The organism is Streptomonospora nanhaiensis (assembly GCF_013410565.1).
GTDB classification, from domain to species: domain Bacteria; phylum Actinomycetota; class Actinomycetes; order Streptosporangiales; family Streptosporangiaceae; genus Streptomonospora; species Streptomonospora nanhaiensis.
In genome coordinates, this window is record NZ_JACCFO010000001.1 from 1529909 (window position 1) to 1544067 (window position 14159).

At 70.7% G+C, this 14159-nt stretch carries 11 protein-coding genes and 2 pseudogenes; 5 read left to right on the forward strand and 8 right to left on the reverse strand.

The window, feature by feature from the left end:
• Positions 1 to 22 precede the first annotated feature (22 nt).
• Both HNR12_RS06620 and HNR12_RS29720 read left to right on the forward strand, forming a co-directional pair.
• Positions 23 to 1309, forward strand: a complete 1287-nt coding sequence (locus HNR12_RS06620; protein ID WP_179766667.1) for a hypothetical protein — start codon at positions 23 to 25, stop codon at positions 1307 to 1309.
• A gap of 203 nt (positions 1310 to 1512) precedes the next feature.
• Positions 1513 to 2007 carry an HNH endonuclease gene (locus tag HNR12_RS29720; protein ID WP_372451083.1) on the forward strand — a complete coding sequence of 165 codons (495 nt, stop codon included), beginning with the start codon at positions 1513 to 1515 and terminating at the stop codon, positions 2005 to 2007.
• On the opposite strand, the gene HNR12_RS06630 is transcribed toward HNR12_RS29720, so the two are convergent.
• Complete coding sequence (locus HNR12_RS06630; protein WP_179765508.1) at positions 1894 to 2343, reverse strand: hypothetical protein; 450 nt, start codon at positions 2341 to 2343, stop codon at positions 1894 to 1896. The genes HNR12_RS29720 and HNR12_RS06630 overlap by 114 nt on opposite strands.
• A gap of 588 nt (positions 2344 to 2931) precedes the next feature.
• Here HNR12_RS06630 and HNR12_RS06635 point away from each other — a divergent pair.
• Positions 2932 to 3918 carry a phosphotransferase family protein gene (locus tag HNR12_RS06635; RefSeq protein ID WP_179766669.1) on the forward strand — a complete coding sequence of 329 codons (987 nt, stop codon included), beginning with the start codon at positions 2932 to 2934 and terminating at the stop codon, positions 3916 to 3918.
• Here the strand turns inward: HNR12_RS06635 and HNR12_RS06640 are convergent.
• The 7 genes and pseudogenes from HNR12_RS06640 to HNR12_RS06665 all read right to left on the reverse strand — a co-directional run bounded on the left by HNR12_RS06640 (position 3879) and on the right by HNR12_RS06665 (position 11060).
• A complete protein-coding gene (locus tag HNR12_RS06640) occupies positions 3879 to 4397 on the reverse strand; it encodes a hypothetical protein (RefSeq protein WP_179766670.1) in 519 nt (172 codons plus the stop codon). The two genes, HNR12_RS06635 and HNR12_RS06640, sit on opposite strands and share 40 nt — an antisense overlap.
• 152 nt (positions 4398 to 4549) lie before the next feature.
• On the reverse strand, positions 4550 to 5701 hold the full coding sequence (locus HNR12_RS06645; RefSeq protein WP_179766671.1) for a lanthionine synthetase C family protein: 1152 nt from the start codon (positions 5699 to 5701) through the stop codon (positions 4550 to 4552).
• Positions 5688 to 8039, reverse strand: a complete 2352-nt coding sequence (locus HNR12_RS29080; protein ID WP_338119839.1) for a lantibiotic dehydratase — start codon at positions 8037 to 8039, stop codon at positions 5688 to 5690. Before HNR12_RS29080 ends, HNR12_RS06645 begins: the two co-directional genes overlap by 14 nt.
• Positions 8040 to 8104: 65 nt before the next feature.
• Positions 8105 to 8671 (reverse strand): annotated as a pseudogene (locus tag HNR12_RS29450) (lantibiotic dehydratase); the annotation flags it as partial.
• A 10-nt stretch (positions 8672 to 8681) separates the two neighbouring features.
• Positions 8682 to 8891 carry an FxLD family lanthipeptide gene (locus tag HNR12_RS06655; RefSeq protein ID WP_179766672.1) on the reverse strand — a complete coding sequence of 70 codons (210 nt, stop codon included), beginning with the start codon at positions 8889 to 8891 and terminating at the stop codon, positions 8682 to 8684.
• A complete protein-coding gene (gene fxlM / locus HNR12_RS06660; RefSeq protein ID WP_338119735.1) occupies positions 8888 to 10165 on the reverse strand; it encodes a methyltransferase, FxLD system in 1278 nt (425 codons plus the stop codon). The genes HNR12_RS06655 and fxlM overlap by 4 nt, the downstream gene beginning before the upstream one ends.
• 17 nt (positions 10166 to 10182) lie before the next feature.
• Positions 10183 to 11060 (reverse strand): annotated as a pseudogene (locus HNR12_RS06665) (IS5 family transposase).
• Positions 11061 to 11481: 421 nt separating this feature from the next.
• On the opposite strand from HNR12_RS06665, the gene HNR12_RS06670 reads away from it, so the two are divergent.
• Both HNR12_RS06670 and HNR12_RS06675 read left to right on the forward strand, forming a co-directional pair.
• Positions 11482 to 13257, forward strand: coding sequence for a helix-turn-helix domain-containing protein (locus tag HNR12_RS06670; protein ID WP_179766673.1), 1776 nt, complete (start codon positions 11482 to 11484; stop codon positions 13255 to 13257).
• Positions 13258 to 13962, forward strand: coding sequence for an SDR family oxidoreductase (locus tag HNR12_RS06675; protein ID WP_179766674.1), 705 nt, complete (start codon positions 13258 to 13260; stop codon positions 13960 to 13962).
• Positions 13963 to 14159: the final 197 nt, after the last annotated feature.

Below are 14159 nucleotides of genomic sequence, written 5' to 3' on the forward strand. Positions count from 1 at the left end.
TGCTGCCCCCGCCGAACCGCCCGTGCCCGACCCCCAACCCGGGCCCCCGCCCAGCCCGCCGCCCGACCCCCAACCGCCGACCGGGGAATCCTCGCCCGAGCCCGACCCCTCACCGGGGCCGCCTCCGCCCGAGGAGGGACCCGAACCCGCAGACTTTGGCGGGCAGGACGAGGACGGCGCCGCAGACGGCGGCGAGGGCGGCCTGCCTGAGGAGATCGCCGACTGCGGCGCGATCGAGGTGAGCTGCCACGTCTCCCGCTGGTTCTACGACCTGGTCGACCAGTCGTTGAACCCGCTGTTCGGGTGGCTGGGCGCCCGCGCCTTCCACACCCCGCTGCCCGACACCTCGGTGGAAGGGCTGTGGGAGGGGGTACTGGCGGTGACCAACATCCTCTACCTGCTGGCCGTGGTGGCGGGCGGGCTCGTGGTGATGGGCCACGAGACGGTGCAGACCCGCTACTCGGCGCGGGAGGTCCTGCCGCGCCTGGTGGTGGGGTTTGTGGCGGCCAACGCCTCGCTGTGGATCTCCACCGAGATGATCCGCGGGGCCAACGGCATCGCCGCCGGGGTCTCGGCACTGGGAATCGATCCGCAGCGAGCGGCCACCAATCTTCAGGAGCGCCTGGGCTCCATCCTCATCGAGGGCACCATCTTCGTGCTGCTGCTCCTGGTGGCGGTCGTGGTGCTGCTGGTGGTGTGGTGCGCGATGGAAGCCGTCCGGATCGTCATGACCATCACCCTGGTGGTGGCCGCGCCGCTCCTGCTGGCCTTCCACGCCCTGCCCTACTCCCAGCGCCTGGCCGCCCTGTGGTGGCGGTGCATGGCCGGGGTGCTGGCCACCCCCATCGCCCAGAGCCTCGCCTTCACAGCGTTCATGCGGCTGGTCTTCCAAGGCGAGATGCAACTGTATGGCAATGAGGACGGCGAGGACTGGCTCCTCAACATCATGCTGTTCTTGACGCTGCTCTACATCCAGGTCCGCGTCCCGATGTGGATCTTCAAGCTGGTCTGGCAGCACAACACCGGGCGCTCGCCGCTCGCAGCAGCTCTGCGCACCACCCTAATGGCGCTGGTCTTCCGCAAGGTGCTGCCGGCGCGGCTGGGTCGGGCCGCAGCCGGGCGCCGGGGCCTGGCTCCGGCCCCCGGCGTCGGCGCCGCGGCCAGCCGACGCGTGAACCCGCGCGCCGGCGTAGGCGGCCGGGGCCGGCCCGCTCCGGAGGCCGGCGCGCGAAGAACACGTGCAGCCGGCTGCCGTTCCCCGCGCTGTGCATCACGTTGTCCGGTTCGAGGTCGGCTGCTTCGACGGTGATGCCCAGCTCCTCACGGAACTCGCGCACCGCTGCGTCAATGATTGCGCTTTTATCCTCGGCTTCCAAGTCGCTGGAAACACCTCACTGCGTTCGCAGGGATGGATCAATGACTGGCAGGATGCGCTGATCTGGGCGGAGTCAGAGCTGTCGAGCGCGGGAGTACTGTCTTGCCATGGCAGACCGACCTCCCATCCCCACCGAGATGCGCCGGCAAGTTCTCGTCGAATCTGGCCACCGCTGCGCTATCCCGACGTGCCGGCAGCACCCTGTTGACATCGACCACATAGACGACTGGGCGAAGGTGCGCGAGCACAGGTTCGAGAACCTGATCGCCCTCTGCCCGACCTGCCACCGCCGGAAGTCGGCGGGAGAGATCGACCGGAAGTCGGTCCGCCAGTACAAGGAGAACCTCGGTGTCCTGAACAGTCGTTATACGGCAATGGAGATGCAGCTTCTGCGCTGGTTCGTGAAATACCGAGCCCAGAGAGGATATCCGATGCTCCCTTATGGGATGGTATGGCTGATCGGGAATCTCGTTGAAGACAACCTGGTGTCCCTTTCGAATGACCGGGGCGGATTACGGCTAATGAGAGAACAAGCGGAGATCCGTCGTGCTCATTATGTCGTCCTTACTGAAGACGGCAAGGACTTCATCGCCCGTTGGATCGATGCTCGTCCCCTCAGTCCTACGCTTTAGCAAAGCGCGTCGCTCAACGACGTCGAACGGCCCCCAGGCCCGGTCGTTCTCGGCTTCGGTGGTGCGCTGGCGACGGTAGTTGATGACCAGCAGGGCCACCGCGTCCAGGTCGCGCGGGCGCAGCACCTCGGGCGGCTCCCAGGCGGGCGTGTCCAGCAGCAGCCATGCCCCGGCGGTCAGCAGCGCCACCACCCCGGCGGCCACCACCCAGGCCAGGGCGATCAGCCACGCCAGCGGAAGCGGCGCGGTGTGCCGCCGCGCCAGCCCTGCCGTCCCTGCGGCCGCCAGCGACGAGGACGAGGGGTGAGCGGCCGCCCGGTGGTCGTGTGCGCCCAAGTCGAGGACCGCAGCGCTGATGCGGTGATCACCGAACTGAACCGGCGCGGCGTGCCGATGGCCCGGTTCGACCCGTCACCGACTTTCCCGGGCGAGGTGACCCTCGCTGCGGAAGCGGGCGGCGGGAAGCGCTTGCACGGCCGCACCACCACCCCTCGCGGGTCGTTGACCTCGCCTTGGTGCGCGCCGTCTACCACCGCCGCACCTCCGGGTACGGGGCCGCCTTCGCCCACCTGGCCGAGCCAGACGCGCGGTTCGCCGCCGCCCAGGCCCGCCGTTGCCCGAATCCGGGGCGTCGGCGCCCCGTTGAGACGGGGGTATCGCCGGGCCGCTCTGACCCGGCGCGCGCCCCTCCTGGCGTTCGCCTCCTGCGGCCACGGTCGACGCAAAGGAACCGCTCTGCGGCTGCCACGGCATCTACCCAGTCGCCTCGGGGCCTCACCGCCATCTCACGCGCTGGGCCGATCACGGCCGCACGATCCAGCTCGACCGCGACGCCCCGCCGACGAGACTCCCGCCCGTGCGGCCGGGACAATGGACACACTCCCGTGCCGTCGGCCGGCGCATCTTCATCCACGAGGGGATCACATGGATTTCCGCCCGATCGAGCGCACGACGCAGGCGTTTCAGCAGCCGGTGACCGCCGAGGAGGTCCAGAGGGTTTACCGCCGCGTCTTCGGCTCCGATTCCCGAGTGGTGTCCGCGGTGGAGCTGGGCTCGGGCATGTACAACAACGTCTATCGCGTGGCTCTGGCCGAGCGGGACCGCCCGGTGGTTCTTCGGGTGGCGCCGGCGAAGGCGCGGCAGTTCCGCAGCGAGCGGCACCTGATGAGGAACGAGCACGCCGGCTTTCCGTGGCTTGCTCCGATCGCGCACCTGATGCCGCAGGTGATCGCCGCGGACTGGACGGGGCAGGTGATCGGCCGGGACTGGATGATCCAAACCTACCTGGAAGGTGTCCCGGCTCCAGAGCATCTGGGGTCGTACCCGCGGAGCACATGGCCTGCGTTCTTCCGGCAGATGGGTGCGATCACCCGTGCCGTGCACGATGTGCGGGGACCACATTTCGGGCCTGTGGCCGGGCCGGGATACGCCACGTGGAGCGAGGCTGTGATCGCGTCCCTGGAGGACATCGCCGCGGACCTGGACGGTGCGGGGCTGGAGGCGACGGACGTGCGCAGGGTCGCCGCGGCGGCCCGCCACGACCGGGCGGTGCTGGACGAGGTCACCGAACCCCGCCTTCTGACCGGTGACCTGTGGACTGTGAATACTCTGCTCGACCGGGACGCCGACGTGCCGACCATCAGCGGCGTGCTGGACTTCGACCGCTGCCACTTCGGGGACCCGGACGCCGATTGGACGATCCGTATGGCGACGGCCAAGGCCGATGAGCGCGAAGCCTTCTGGGAGTCCTACGGTCCGCTGGACCGGTCGGAGGCCGCGGTGTGGAGGGCGCGGGTCTATGAGGCGCGGCATCTGGGTGCGGTACGCCTGGAGCGGTACCGGCTGGGCAAGGCGGAGGCGGTGAGCGAGAGCTATGGGGCGATGGCCGCCGTGCTCGCCCAACTGGCCTGACCCGCGTCGCCGGGCGGGACCACGCGGAGTTGGACCTGTCGCGCGAGCAGGTCGGCACGCTGTTCCACCTCGGCCGCGTCCGTGCCGGTGGCGACGAAGGCGCCCAACCGCTGGGCATTGGCCGAAGGGGTGTGGACCATGCCGCCGATCGGCGCCCGCCAGCGCACGAACGGCACCCCCGGCGCGGGCCTCCGAAACCCGGTCACGGAGACGAGCCATCCGGCGTGCGGGACGGCGATGAAGCGGACGGTGGCATAGCCGTGGGCGGTGGGGGTGAGCACTGCCGGGCGGCCTAAGGCGACCTCGAGCAGGGCCGCGAAGACCTCGATGCCCAGGGCGTGCTGGAGCAGGAGGCCGATGTGCCCGGCACCGATCCGGGCGGCGATCTCGATGATCGTGCACTGGCAGGCCACATCAACGATGACTTCGGTGTGCGAGGCGCCATGAGGGATGCCGACCGCGCGGATCACCGCGTCCACCTCCCGGTGCACAGCCGCTTCCGTCGCCGGGGGCAGGCGGACAGGAATGCCGACATCGCCACCTCGGCGAAGAGCGAGTGGACGCGAAGGCGTGGGCGGCGCTTCGCCACTCGTCAAGAGGAAGTCCCGTGAACCGGCTCGCGCTCGCCGCCTCAGGCGAGGAGGAGGCAGCGGTCCCAGCGAGACTGTAGACCCGAGTTCAAGGCCAGGTGTGTGCCTGCGGTGCCTTCCAGGAAGCCCGCCCCTTCGTGGTGCGGCGCGGGCGTCTCAGCGGACTTCTGCGCGGTCGGCAGGTGGCGGTGGAGTCGGGGCACCCCGGGCGCCTGGTCCTCGGCCATCCGTGTGAGGGCGCGTAGAACCCCCGCAGGGCCGTGGCACAGACCTCCGGCGGTGAGGCCATCGACGCCGGTCCCGGCCACCAGACATGCGTCCATGGCCCGCTCGGCCGTGTGCCGGCGCGCGATGTCGCCCAATGCCAGCGCCGCGACCTGCTGGGCACGGGCAAGGCCCGAGGTCCCGTAGCACCATGTGGGCGGCCCGGGTCGGGTCGGCCCGGTGGCATTGTGGGCGACCGTCCAGGGCGGCCACCATGGTCCCGCCCGACCTTCGTACTGGAGAGAGTCCAGATAGGCGCAGAGGAGTTCGAGCGTGGCACGCTGCTCCCGCACCGTGCGGCCGGCGCGGTAGGTCAATCCCAGGAGGCTCACCACGCCGGCGATACCGTGGGCCATGCCGAGGTTGGCGTGGCCGTCGGGAAAGTCCGGGTCATGTCCTCCCCGGGGCGAGTGGTGGACCCACCAGCCGGGGTGGCAGCGACCCTCGCGGCGCACCGGACGGCACAGGCGCACCAGGTAGGCCAGCACGTCCTCGAGCAGTTCGCCGTCAGGGTCGGCCTCCCACACCGCCACGGCGATTCCGGTGAGGCCGCTGACCAGGTCGTACTCCCCGAAGGAGGCCGGTTCCGCGCGGTCGATGCGGGCGTGGGCTGCTTCCAGGCGGTGGCGGACGAGCCTCCGCAGTTGTTCCCGGACCGTCGCGCGGGCACGGCGGTAGTGGTCGGGCGGGGCAAGGGCGAGCGTGAAGGCGACTGCGGGAAGGCCGTGGAACAGGCCGGGACGGACCGTGGGATCGAGGGCGCCCCCTGCCAGGGCGGTGCGCAGCCATGCGTGAGCCGTCTCGGCAGGGCTTCCCGAAGCCAGGTGGACCAAGGCGATCCCCAGGGCACCGCGCGCCAGGGACAGCGGCGGTCCCGCTTCCGCCTCAACGGAAGCCGGGTCCTGGGGAAGCGCATCAGCGGGGGGCATGGGCCGCTCCGGGCAGGTGGCGCAGGGACAGGGTGAGGCTGCGCGCCAGCGCGAGCAGGCGGTGCTCGTCGTCGCGGTCGGGCCCGTGCACACGGTTGTGGTGCATATGCCACAGCGAGGGCAGCACCGTCAGGGGGTCCTGGCAGTGGCGCCGGTAGGCGGCCAGTGCTTCGTCCCGGGCCTGCCACGCCCGGTCGACGTGCGGCGGCGCCATTTCGGCCTGGGTGAACAGTGCGCGAGCGCGGGCCAAGGCGGGGCGGTCGACCGGCTCGGAGGAGCGGGGCAGACGGGTCAGCAGCCAGTCAGAAGCAGCTCCCATGGCCGCGGAGACGCGGAGCAGGGACAGCGCCGCCAGCGCCCGAAGACGGTCCGCGTCCTGCCCGCACGCCTGGATCTGCGCCAGTGCGGCGCGGCTGTCCGCGACGAAGACGTCCTCGGCGGCCCTCATGGCGGTCCCGCGGCCGTACCTGTCCCGCTCCGGGCGGTAGGGCTCGAGTCGCCAAGTGTGGATCAGTTCCGCCTCGCCGAGGGTTCGGGCCCACTCCCCCACGGCCGCCTGGACGGCGTCCGGCTCGGCCGGTGCCCGTAGGCGCAACCGCAGGTGCGGACCGGAGTCGTCGCGGTAGCGCACGAACCAGGTCCGCGCCGGCACTCCGCCGAGGAGGGCGTCAAGGCCGCTGAGTCCGGCCAGGACCCCGGTGAACAGGCAGGGGTCGGTGTAGAGGTGGGCGGAGACCCACGCGGACCTGTCGACGGCCGCGGCACTGCGCGCCCGTGAGGCGATCGGGGGATTTGGGCACGGCGTCGGCGGCCGCGTGGTGCCCAGGGGAAACACGAGTTCGTGGGCGTGGCCGCCGCACCAGGAGAAGCCGTCGGGGTCGGGGGCCTCGGTGATGACGGCGCTGCCGTGCCGGTGCAGGTGGTCGGTGACCAGCACGCGCTGTGCGGGCTCCGCGAGGTCCAGCGGCAGCCCGCGTTCCCCCTCCAGCAGCAGCACGCGGCGGGGCAGGGGCAGGTGGGGCCGGCTGCGGGCCTGGGGCCATGTGTGCGGAGTGAGGCGCCACTGGGCGGGGGTGAGGATGCTGCGGCCGGTGCGCAGCCGCGGCAGGTAGGCGAAGCTCGCGGTGGTCGGCGGCCACGGTCGGTTGGTCGGGTAGAGGCCGGTGCGGCCCTGCGGCAGTTCGGCGGTGAAGCGGGCCAAGGGGTGGGTGTAGCGGCGCGTGTCCAAGGCACTGGTGCAGAAGGGCTCCAGCACGGCTCCGGTGGGCGTGTGGACCAGGCGCAGGTGGTCGGGGTCGATGCGCACCGCCACCTCCCGGATGTCCATGACCTCGACGCCTGGCTGGTCGGGCGGGTAGGTGTCGATCACCAGTACGCGCGAGGCGACGATGGGCGAGCGGGCGACGTGGGACGCGTCAGCGGCCATGGGCGGGGCCAGGACCTGCACGGGCACGGCGCCTGCGGTGAGGGTCGGCAGGTGGGTGTCCAGGCGTGGATCCACCATGCCCGGCAGATGGGCGAAGCGCCCGGTGAGGGCTCCCGCCCCGCGCGAGAGCCCGGTGATGAACAACTGGAACCGGCCCGCGTCGACATCGGCTGCGGAGGCGCTCAGCAGGTGGGCTCGCACTTCGGTGTGCGCGGGCACCCGATCGGGCTCCGCGCCGACGAGGTGGCGCCACGCCGGTGCCTCCAGGTCGAGGTCGACTTCGCCCTGCGCGGCGGCCTCGGCGGCGGCCGCCGCCAGGGCTCGCTCCCGGTCCCGGTCGGGATGCGCGGCGGGGGCGGTCAGGCGCGAGCCGGGGAAGGACGCGGGCAGCCCCAGCCCGGCCGGTCCGGTCAGGCTGAGGAGGCCCACGAGCGCGTGCTGGCCGTAGGTGTCCAGGCAGCGCCGGTGGTAGTCGGCCCATGCTGTCTGGTCGGCGGTCTTTGGGGCAATGCGCGCCGCCACACCGGCGGCGCGGGCCGCCTCCTCGGCCACCTGGCGGTGGAGTTCGACCCGCACCGCCAGCCGGGTGTCGACCGCCACCGCCTGCCCGTCGCCGGCGCCCAACTCCCGGTTGACCCGGTGGCGGATGCGGATCCGCTCCTCGTGGCCGGTGCCGGATCGGTTGTGGTGCCGCAGCGCTTTCGCCGCCGGCTCCAGAGCGGGGGCGTGCTCGGCGAGGTGGGACAGCGGCCACGGGTGCCAGACGGGCGGCGGTGCCGCGCTGATGAGGATCCGGTGCGCGAGCAGGGTCGTGAGCAAGTCGGAGACGGCGGCCGCCCCGGCTCCGGGGAAGGCGCAGGTGAGCGCGGTGCGCAGTTCACCGATGGTCGTGGGTACCCGGGCGAGGCCCAGGGCAAGGAGACCGCCGGGGTGTGGCGCAGCGACACCGTGCCCGCCTTGCGCGGGTCATCGCGGTGCGGGGTGTGGGCCAGGACCAGCCGGTCGCCGTGGACGCGCACCGTCTGCGCGGCCACCACCCCGGTGGCGTGGCCGGCTTCGGCGCTCGCAGCGCCGGCGTGGGCGGCCAGCCAGCCGGGAGCGGGCTGAGCGAACTCCTGGTGATGGTCCTGCCAGGAGACCTGCGTCAAGGAACCGATCGTGACGGGCGCGACTCCCGCGAACAGTCCGAACGGTGTCGGGCGGCCGGTGGCGCGAAGCAGGTAGCGGGTGAGCGCTGCGGCGGTGCGGCGCGCCTTGGCCTTCGTTGGAGGATCGGCACGGAGCAGCGTGCGTGCCAGCGAGGGGCTGGCGACCTCGATCGCCCTCACCAAAAGGTGATCCCGTTCGCAGACCCCGGCGGTCCACGCGCGCAGCTCCGCCTCGGAAGCCCGTCCCACGTCGAGCCAGCGCCGCCCGGGGGCGTGGGCGCGGGTGGCGGCACGCAGCGACGCGCCCAGTCCGGTCAAGGGGATGTACACCAGGGCTCCGTTCAGTCCGGTCGGGGGGGCACGTGTGAGCGGGCACCGTGCTCGGCGCCCGCTCACACGGCTCAGGTCATCCGCCGCCGCCGCTGTTGGTGCAGCTCTGCGTGCAGGCGCTCTGGCAGGTGGAGCCGCATCCGTCGTTGGTCATCGACCACAGCGGCTCATCGACAACGGGGACCTCGACCCGCAGGTCCAGATCGAAGGCGTCGTCGCCGAGCGTGCGGTCGCGGCTGAGGGCCACGAGGCCGTCGGCGGTGGGTGCCGCGGTGAGGGTGCTCAATGTCGCTCCTTTTCTCCGAGGGTGTCGGTCCAGTTCAGGACCGTGTGGGTGTGCCGCTTGGTCAGGACCCGCCCGCTCGGCAGTGCCTCGCGCGGCGTGGAGGCGGGCAGGATGTCGATCTTTGGCCGACGGCCCCGGTGGTGGCGGCCCCAGTCGCTGATCAGCTCAACCATGGCGTGAGCGACGTGGCGGGCCCGCGGACCGTGGCCCACCGCGCCGAACTCGTAGGCGTCCTCCGTGCCGTCGCTGCCGCGGATGCAGCGGTAGGCGAAGCTGGTCCCGTCGTCGCTGATCACCGCAGGGGTTCCGGACAGTACGACCGGGCGCAGGATCCCCGCCTCGACCGCGCCGCGCTGGGCGGTCAGCAGTGCCCATCCGTCGGCCGCGCACGCCATGTACAGGTCCTGGCTGTCGGTGGGTTCCATGCCGCCGACGCACGTTGAGGACCAGAGGACCACCGGATCCTGGGCCAGTGCCGCGCGCAGCGCCCCGACGTCCACCGACGGGCCGTCTTCCAGTCGCAGCCCGACCTGCCTGCCCTCGGCCTCGTGCAGCAGCGGCATGGGTTCCCAGTGCTCTCCGGCGCCTTGCATGCGCACGAAGCCGCAGACATCGACCGCGACGCACCGCCACCGCCCCGCGCCGGCACCGCGCTCCAAGGTCAGGCAGCGGGTGAGGCCGCGCACCCGCATCGGCACCACCACGCGGCCGCCCGGCGCCACCTGCGCGTCCCAGGCCGGAGGGAAGTCCCAGGCCCCCGCGGTGGCGATGACCCGGTCGTAGGGCGCCCGGTCGGGGTAGCCGTGCTCGCCGTCGGCCACAGCCAGGTGAATCCCTTCCAGACCGGCCTCCTTCAGGCACCGCGTGGCACGGTCGATGACCTCGGGGTCGATGTCGATCGAGGTGACTTGCCCCCGCTCTCCCACCAGGTGCCGGATCAGGGCCGCGTTGTAGCCGCCGGAACCGATCTCGAGAACGCGGTGGCCCGGCCGCAGGTCGGCGCGTTGCAGCATGGTGGCGATGATGCTCGGCGCCGAAACGGAGCTGAGCGCCACGTCGGTCTCGGGATCGCACTTGGTAACCACGGCCTGGTGCTGGTCGTAGACCTCGGTCAGCGGGAGACCGGGCAGGAACGCGTCGCGGGGCACGGAGCGGAGCGCGCTTTCGACGCGCGGTGACGGCAGCTCCATGCCCAGGCCCACCCGTTCGCGGATCAGGTCCTCGACCATGCTCTGGCGCGCCTGTTCGGGGGTGATCGGGGTGTGAGAGGGCACGGAGGCTCCAAGCTCTGCTAGGCAGTGTTTGTTGAACGGGTAAGGTCGCGCAGCCAGATTCTGATCGAGGCCACCTGGACGGTGCCCTCGAAGATCACGGCCCGCTTGTCATAGCGGGTGGCCACCGCGCGGTTCTGCTTGAGCAGGTTGATCGCGCGCTCGACGGTGTTGCGCAAGCGGTAGGCCTCCCGGTCGAAGGACGGGGGCCTGCCGCCCGCCGAACCGCGCCGCAGCCGGTTGGCCCGCTGGTCGGCGGGCTCGGCGATGGTCGCCTTGGTCTTGCGCCGGCGCAGGTAGGACCGGTTGGCGCGGCTGGAGTAGGCCTTATCGCCCAGCAACCGGTCCAGGCGGGTGCGCGCCCGCCCCCCGGAGCGCGCCAGGCGCAGCCGCTCCAGCAGAGGCCGCAGCATCACCGTGTCGGCGTGCTGGCCGGGGGTGAGGGCCAGGACCAGCGGCCGCCGGCGGGTGTCGGCGATCAGGTGGATCTTGGTGGACCAGCCGCCCCGCGAGCGCCCGAGTGCTTGGGCCCTGTCCCCTTCGTCCCGGGCCGCCTCCCCTTTTTTGGGGCTCCGGCGGCGTGGTGGTGGGCGCGGATCACGGTGGAGTCGATACCGGCGGTGAGTTCGGCGCCGGTGAGGGCGTCGATGCGCAGCCGGTCGGCGATGCGCTGCCAGGTGCCGTCCAGGCACCAGCGGCGGTGGCGTCCGGCGGCGGTTTCCCAGGGGCCGTAGCGTTCGGGCAGGTCGCGCCAGGGGATGCCTGTCCTGGTGCGGTAGAGGATGGCGTTGATGACGCGGCGGTGGTCGGCCCACCGCTTGCCTTTGCGGGGGTGGGCGGGCATGAGCGGGGCGAGCAGGTCCCACTCGGCGTCGGTGAGTTCATGGCGTCGGACCATGGATCCCAAGGATTACCGAAGACCAGCCCGCCCCGCAGACCTTTCAAAAAACAGGACCTAGTCGCTGTCGTCGGACATGCCGAGCGTGCGGCGGGTGCGGGGCGGCCGACGGCGGCGTCAACTCCCCCGGCGAACGGCTGCGCGGATCGGCTGCGAAGGGCTCGCGCCGACCGCGCGCCGACGGTTCCTCGGCCCTTCCACCGTGCCGCCGCCTCTGCCGTCACGGTAGTGAGAATTCGCTGCACCCTCCCGCCCATCAGGAGCGTGCGAACGGCGTGAACCGCTCGCGCCGGCACCGCACCGGTGTTAGCGTCACCCCACACTCCGGGTAGCGAGAGAGGCCGTTCGCATGGGAAGCGCCCACCCCGTGGAATGCGCACGTCGAATCGGCGCCGAAGAACTGGGCGACGCTCACCCGCAGGTGAGCGAACTGCACCGCATTGCCGAGGTGATCGCTGACCATTGCGGACACACCAAGGTCAAATCCCATCGGCTCGCCTGGAAATGGACGGTCCAGCAGGCTGCCGAAGCAGCCCGCCGGCTTGCCGAGCAACACCCCGATCGCTACCGCGGCGCCGCCGTCGCGGAACGCTCATGGAAGAGCTGGGAAGCCGGCGAACGTCCGAATGCGACATATCAGGACCTGCTCTGCCGCCTCTTCCATACCGGCCCGGTGGCCCTCGGCTTCGCCGTCGACTATGCGCCCAGGCCATGGCGTGGAGAAGAACTGCTCCCCCTCGTAGCCGCACCTCGGCACCGGTCCGCCGGGTCGATGGTTTTCCCGGAGCGCGCGTGCGGCGACTTTGTGGCATCTCCGCCCCCGGCAACGGCCACCGGCGAAGTCCGGGATACGGTTCGCGTGGGGAAGGAGAACCGTATGGGTACGTCTGCCCGATCCGCGCTACGTCGGCGCCGGGAAGAACTCGGCCTGTCCCAAGAGGCCGCCGCCCACGCGGCGAGAGTGGATAGGTCGACGTGGCATCGGTGGGAGACAGGAAAGGCGACTCCCATACCCCAACAGCGCAAACGCATGGCAGCGGTGCTTGACGTCTCCCTCTCTGAGCTGACGGCGCTTTTGAGGCTCGACGCCGCGAGCGGAGACGACAGGCAGGTCACCATATCGGCGGTGGAGCATTCGGGCAGATCGCCCTCGCCTGCGGTCTCGCTGAAGGAAGAGGTGGAACGGGCAGTGCAGGATCGACGACGGTTCCTCGCCCTCACGGGAACGGTGTTGGCCGCATCGATCACCGGTGCCGGCTCCTACAGCTTCACGTCCCAGACCTTCTCCCCCGCCGCGGCCCCAGGAGTCGGCGTGCTCGCCTGGCTGGAAGAAGAAGTGCCTCGCCTCCGCCGGATGGACGACCAGGTCGCCGGAGAGGCCCTGCGCCAAGTGGTACTGGGCGAATTGAGGATCGCCGTCGACCTTCTGGGGGAGTCGCGGGGCGAGGAGTACGAGCGCCGCACTCTCACCGTGGTCTCCCACCTGGCTCAACTCGGCGGCTGGATCAGCTTTGACGAGGGGTGGAACGCTGCAGCGCAAAGCCTCTTCACCACAAGCCTGAAGGCGGCGCACTGGGCGAACGACACCGGACTGGTGTGCAACGCGTTGGCTGCCATGGCCTTCCAGTCGGCCTTGACCGGGCATCCGGCCGATGGAGCCCAGCTCGCGGAGGCCGGAGCGCAGCAGGCGGCTCACCAGCCGCCGCGCATTCGCGCGCTGCTCGCCTCTCGCAAGGCGCGGGCGTACGCGTTGAGCGGTGACAGGGCGGACTGCGAACGGTCGTTGAACGAAGCCGAGGATCACTTTCAGCGGAGTGACAGCGACGACTCAACTCCGGAGTGGATCTACTACCTGGACGAAAGCGAACTCCACGCTCAGGCCGGAGCGTGCTGGCTCGATCTGGGCCGGCCGCGCCGCGCGCTCGACGCGTTGGAGAGCGCCCTGCACCACCAGGATCCCGCCTACGTGCGGGACGGGGCCATCTACCGCATACGCACTGCCAGGGCACACATCGGGCTCGGCGACCTCGACCACGGGTCCGCAGCACTGGCCGAGGCCGCCGCTCTGGCCCGGCGGGCGCGGGCCACGCGGCCGCTCGCGGACCTCGAGGACGTCCGGGTGGGCTTGAACACCAAGGATCCCGGCGTGCGGGCACTGAACGAGCAAATCCGGGCGCTTACGGACAGTGAGCAGTAGATGAGTGAACACCGCGTTGCCCTGGTCACGGGAGCCAACCGAGGAATAGGGCTGGAGATAGTCCGCCAGCTCGCCGAGAAGGGGATCGCCACCGTCCTTGGATCGCGCTCCGAGGACGCCGGGATGGAACAGGCACGAAAGCTCAGCGAGAAAGGGCTGCCCACATCCGGGGTGCAACTCGACGTCACAGACACTTCATCGGTCGAGTCCGCGGTAGACCGCGTGCTCGCCCAGCACGGCCGGATCGATGTCCTCGTGAACAACGCGGGAATAACGGACGGCGACACCCACCCGAGCGATCTCGACTTGGCAACGGCCCAGGAAGTGATCGACACAAATTTAATGGGCGCCTGGCGGTGCACTCAAAAGGTGCTCCCGACCATGAGATCCACCCATTACGGCCGCATCGTGAACGTCACCAGCAGTCTTGGCTCGCTCGCAGAAATGGACAGCGACTCTGAGCCTGCATACCGAATCTCAAAGGCGGCGCTGCACGCACTTACCCGCGTCCTTGCAGCGGAACTCGCGGGCACAGGGATCCTGGTGAACGCCGCCTCTCCGGGCTGGACAAGAACAGCGATGGGCGGACCGCGCGCCCCGCGGGACGTTCGCACCGCTGCCGAAACTCCGGTGTGGCTTGCCACACTACCGGACGGCGGCCCGACCGGCGGCTTCTACTACGATCGAGAACCGCATCCCTGGTAGAGCTAAACCGCGTTTCAGAATTCCCCCTTCTCCGGGGCATCGAAACCGCTGATATTCGCCCATCCGGGCCCCACTCGGACTCCGAGGGGGCCCTTTTTTGTGCCCCAACACAGTTGCATCATCCATGCCACTTCTTTGCAGCTATCATGCTCTGGCCTCCCGGAAATGCGATCACCTTAAACGGATAGAGAAGCAGT

What these genes read in the sequence shown, in the direction of transcription:
- HNR12_RS29720 (WP_372451083.1), top strand. Translation starts at nt 1,513, where the DNA reads ATGCGCCGGCAAGTTCTCGTCGAATCTGGCCACCGCTGCGCTATCCCG.
- HNR12_RS06635 (WP_179766669.1), top strand. Translation starts at nt 2,932, where the DNA reads ATGGATTTCCGCCCGATCGAGCGCACGACGCAGGCGTTTCAGCAGCCG.
- HNR12_RS06645 (WP_179766671.1), bottom strand. Translation starts at nt 5,701, where the DNA reads ATGCCCCCCGCTGATGCGCTTCCCCAGGACCCGGCTTCCGTTGAGGCG.
- HNR12_RS06675 (WP_179766674.1), top strand. Translation starts at nt 13,258, where the DNA reads ATGAGTGAACACCGCGTTGCCCTGGTCACGGGAGCCAACCGAGGAATA.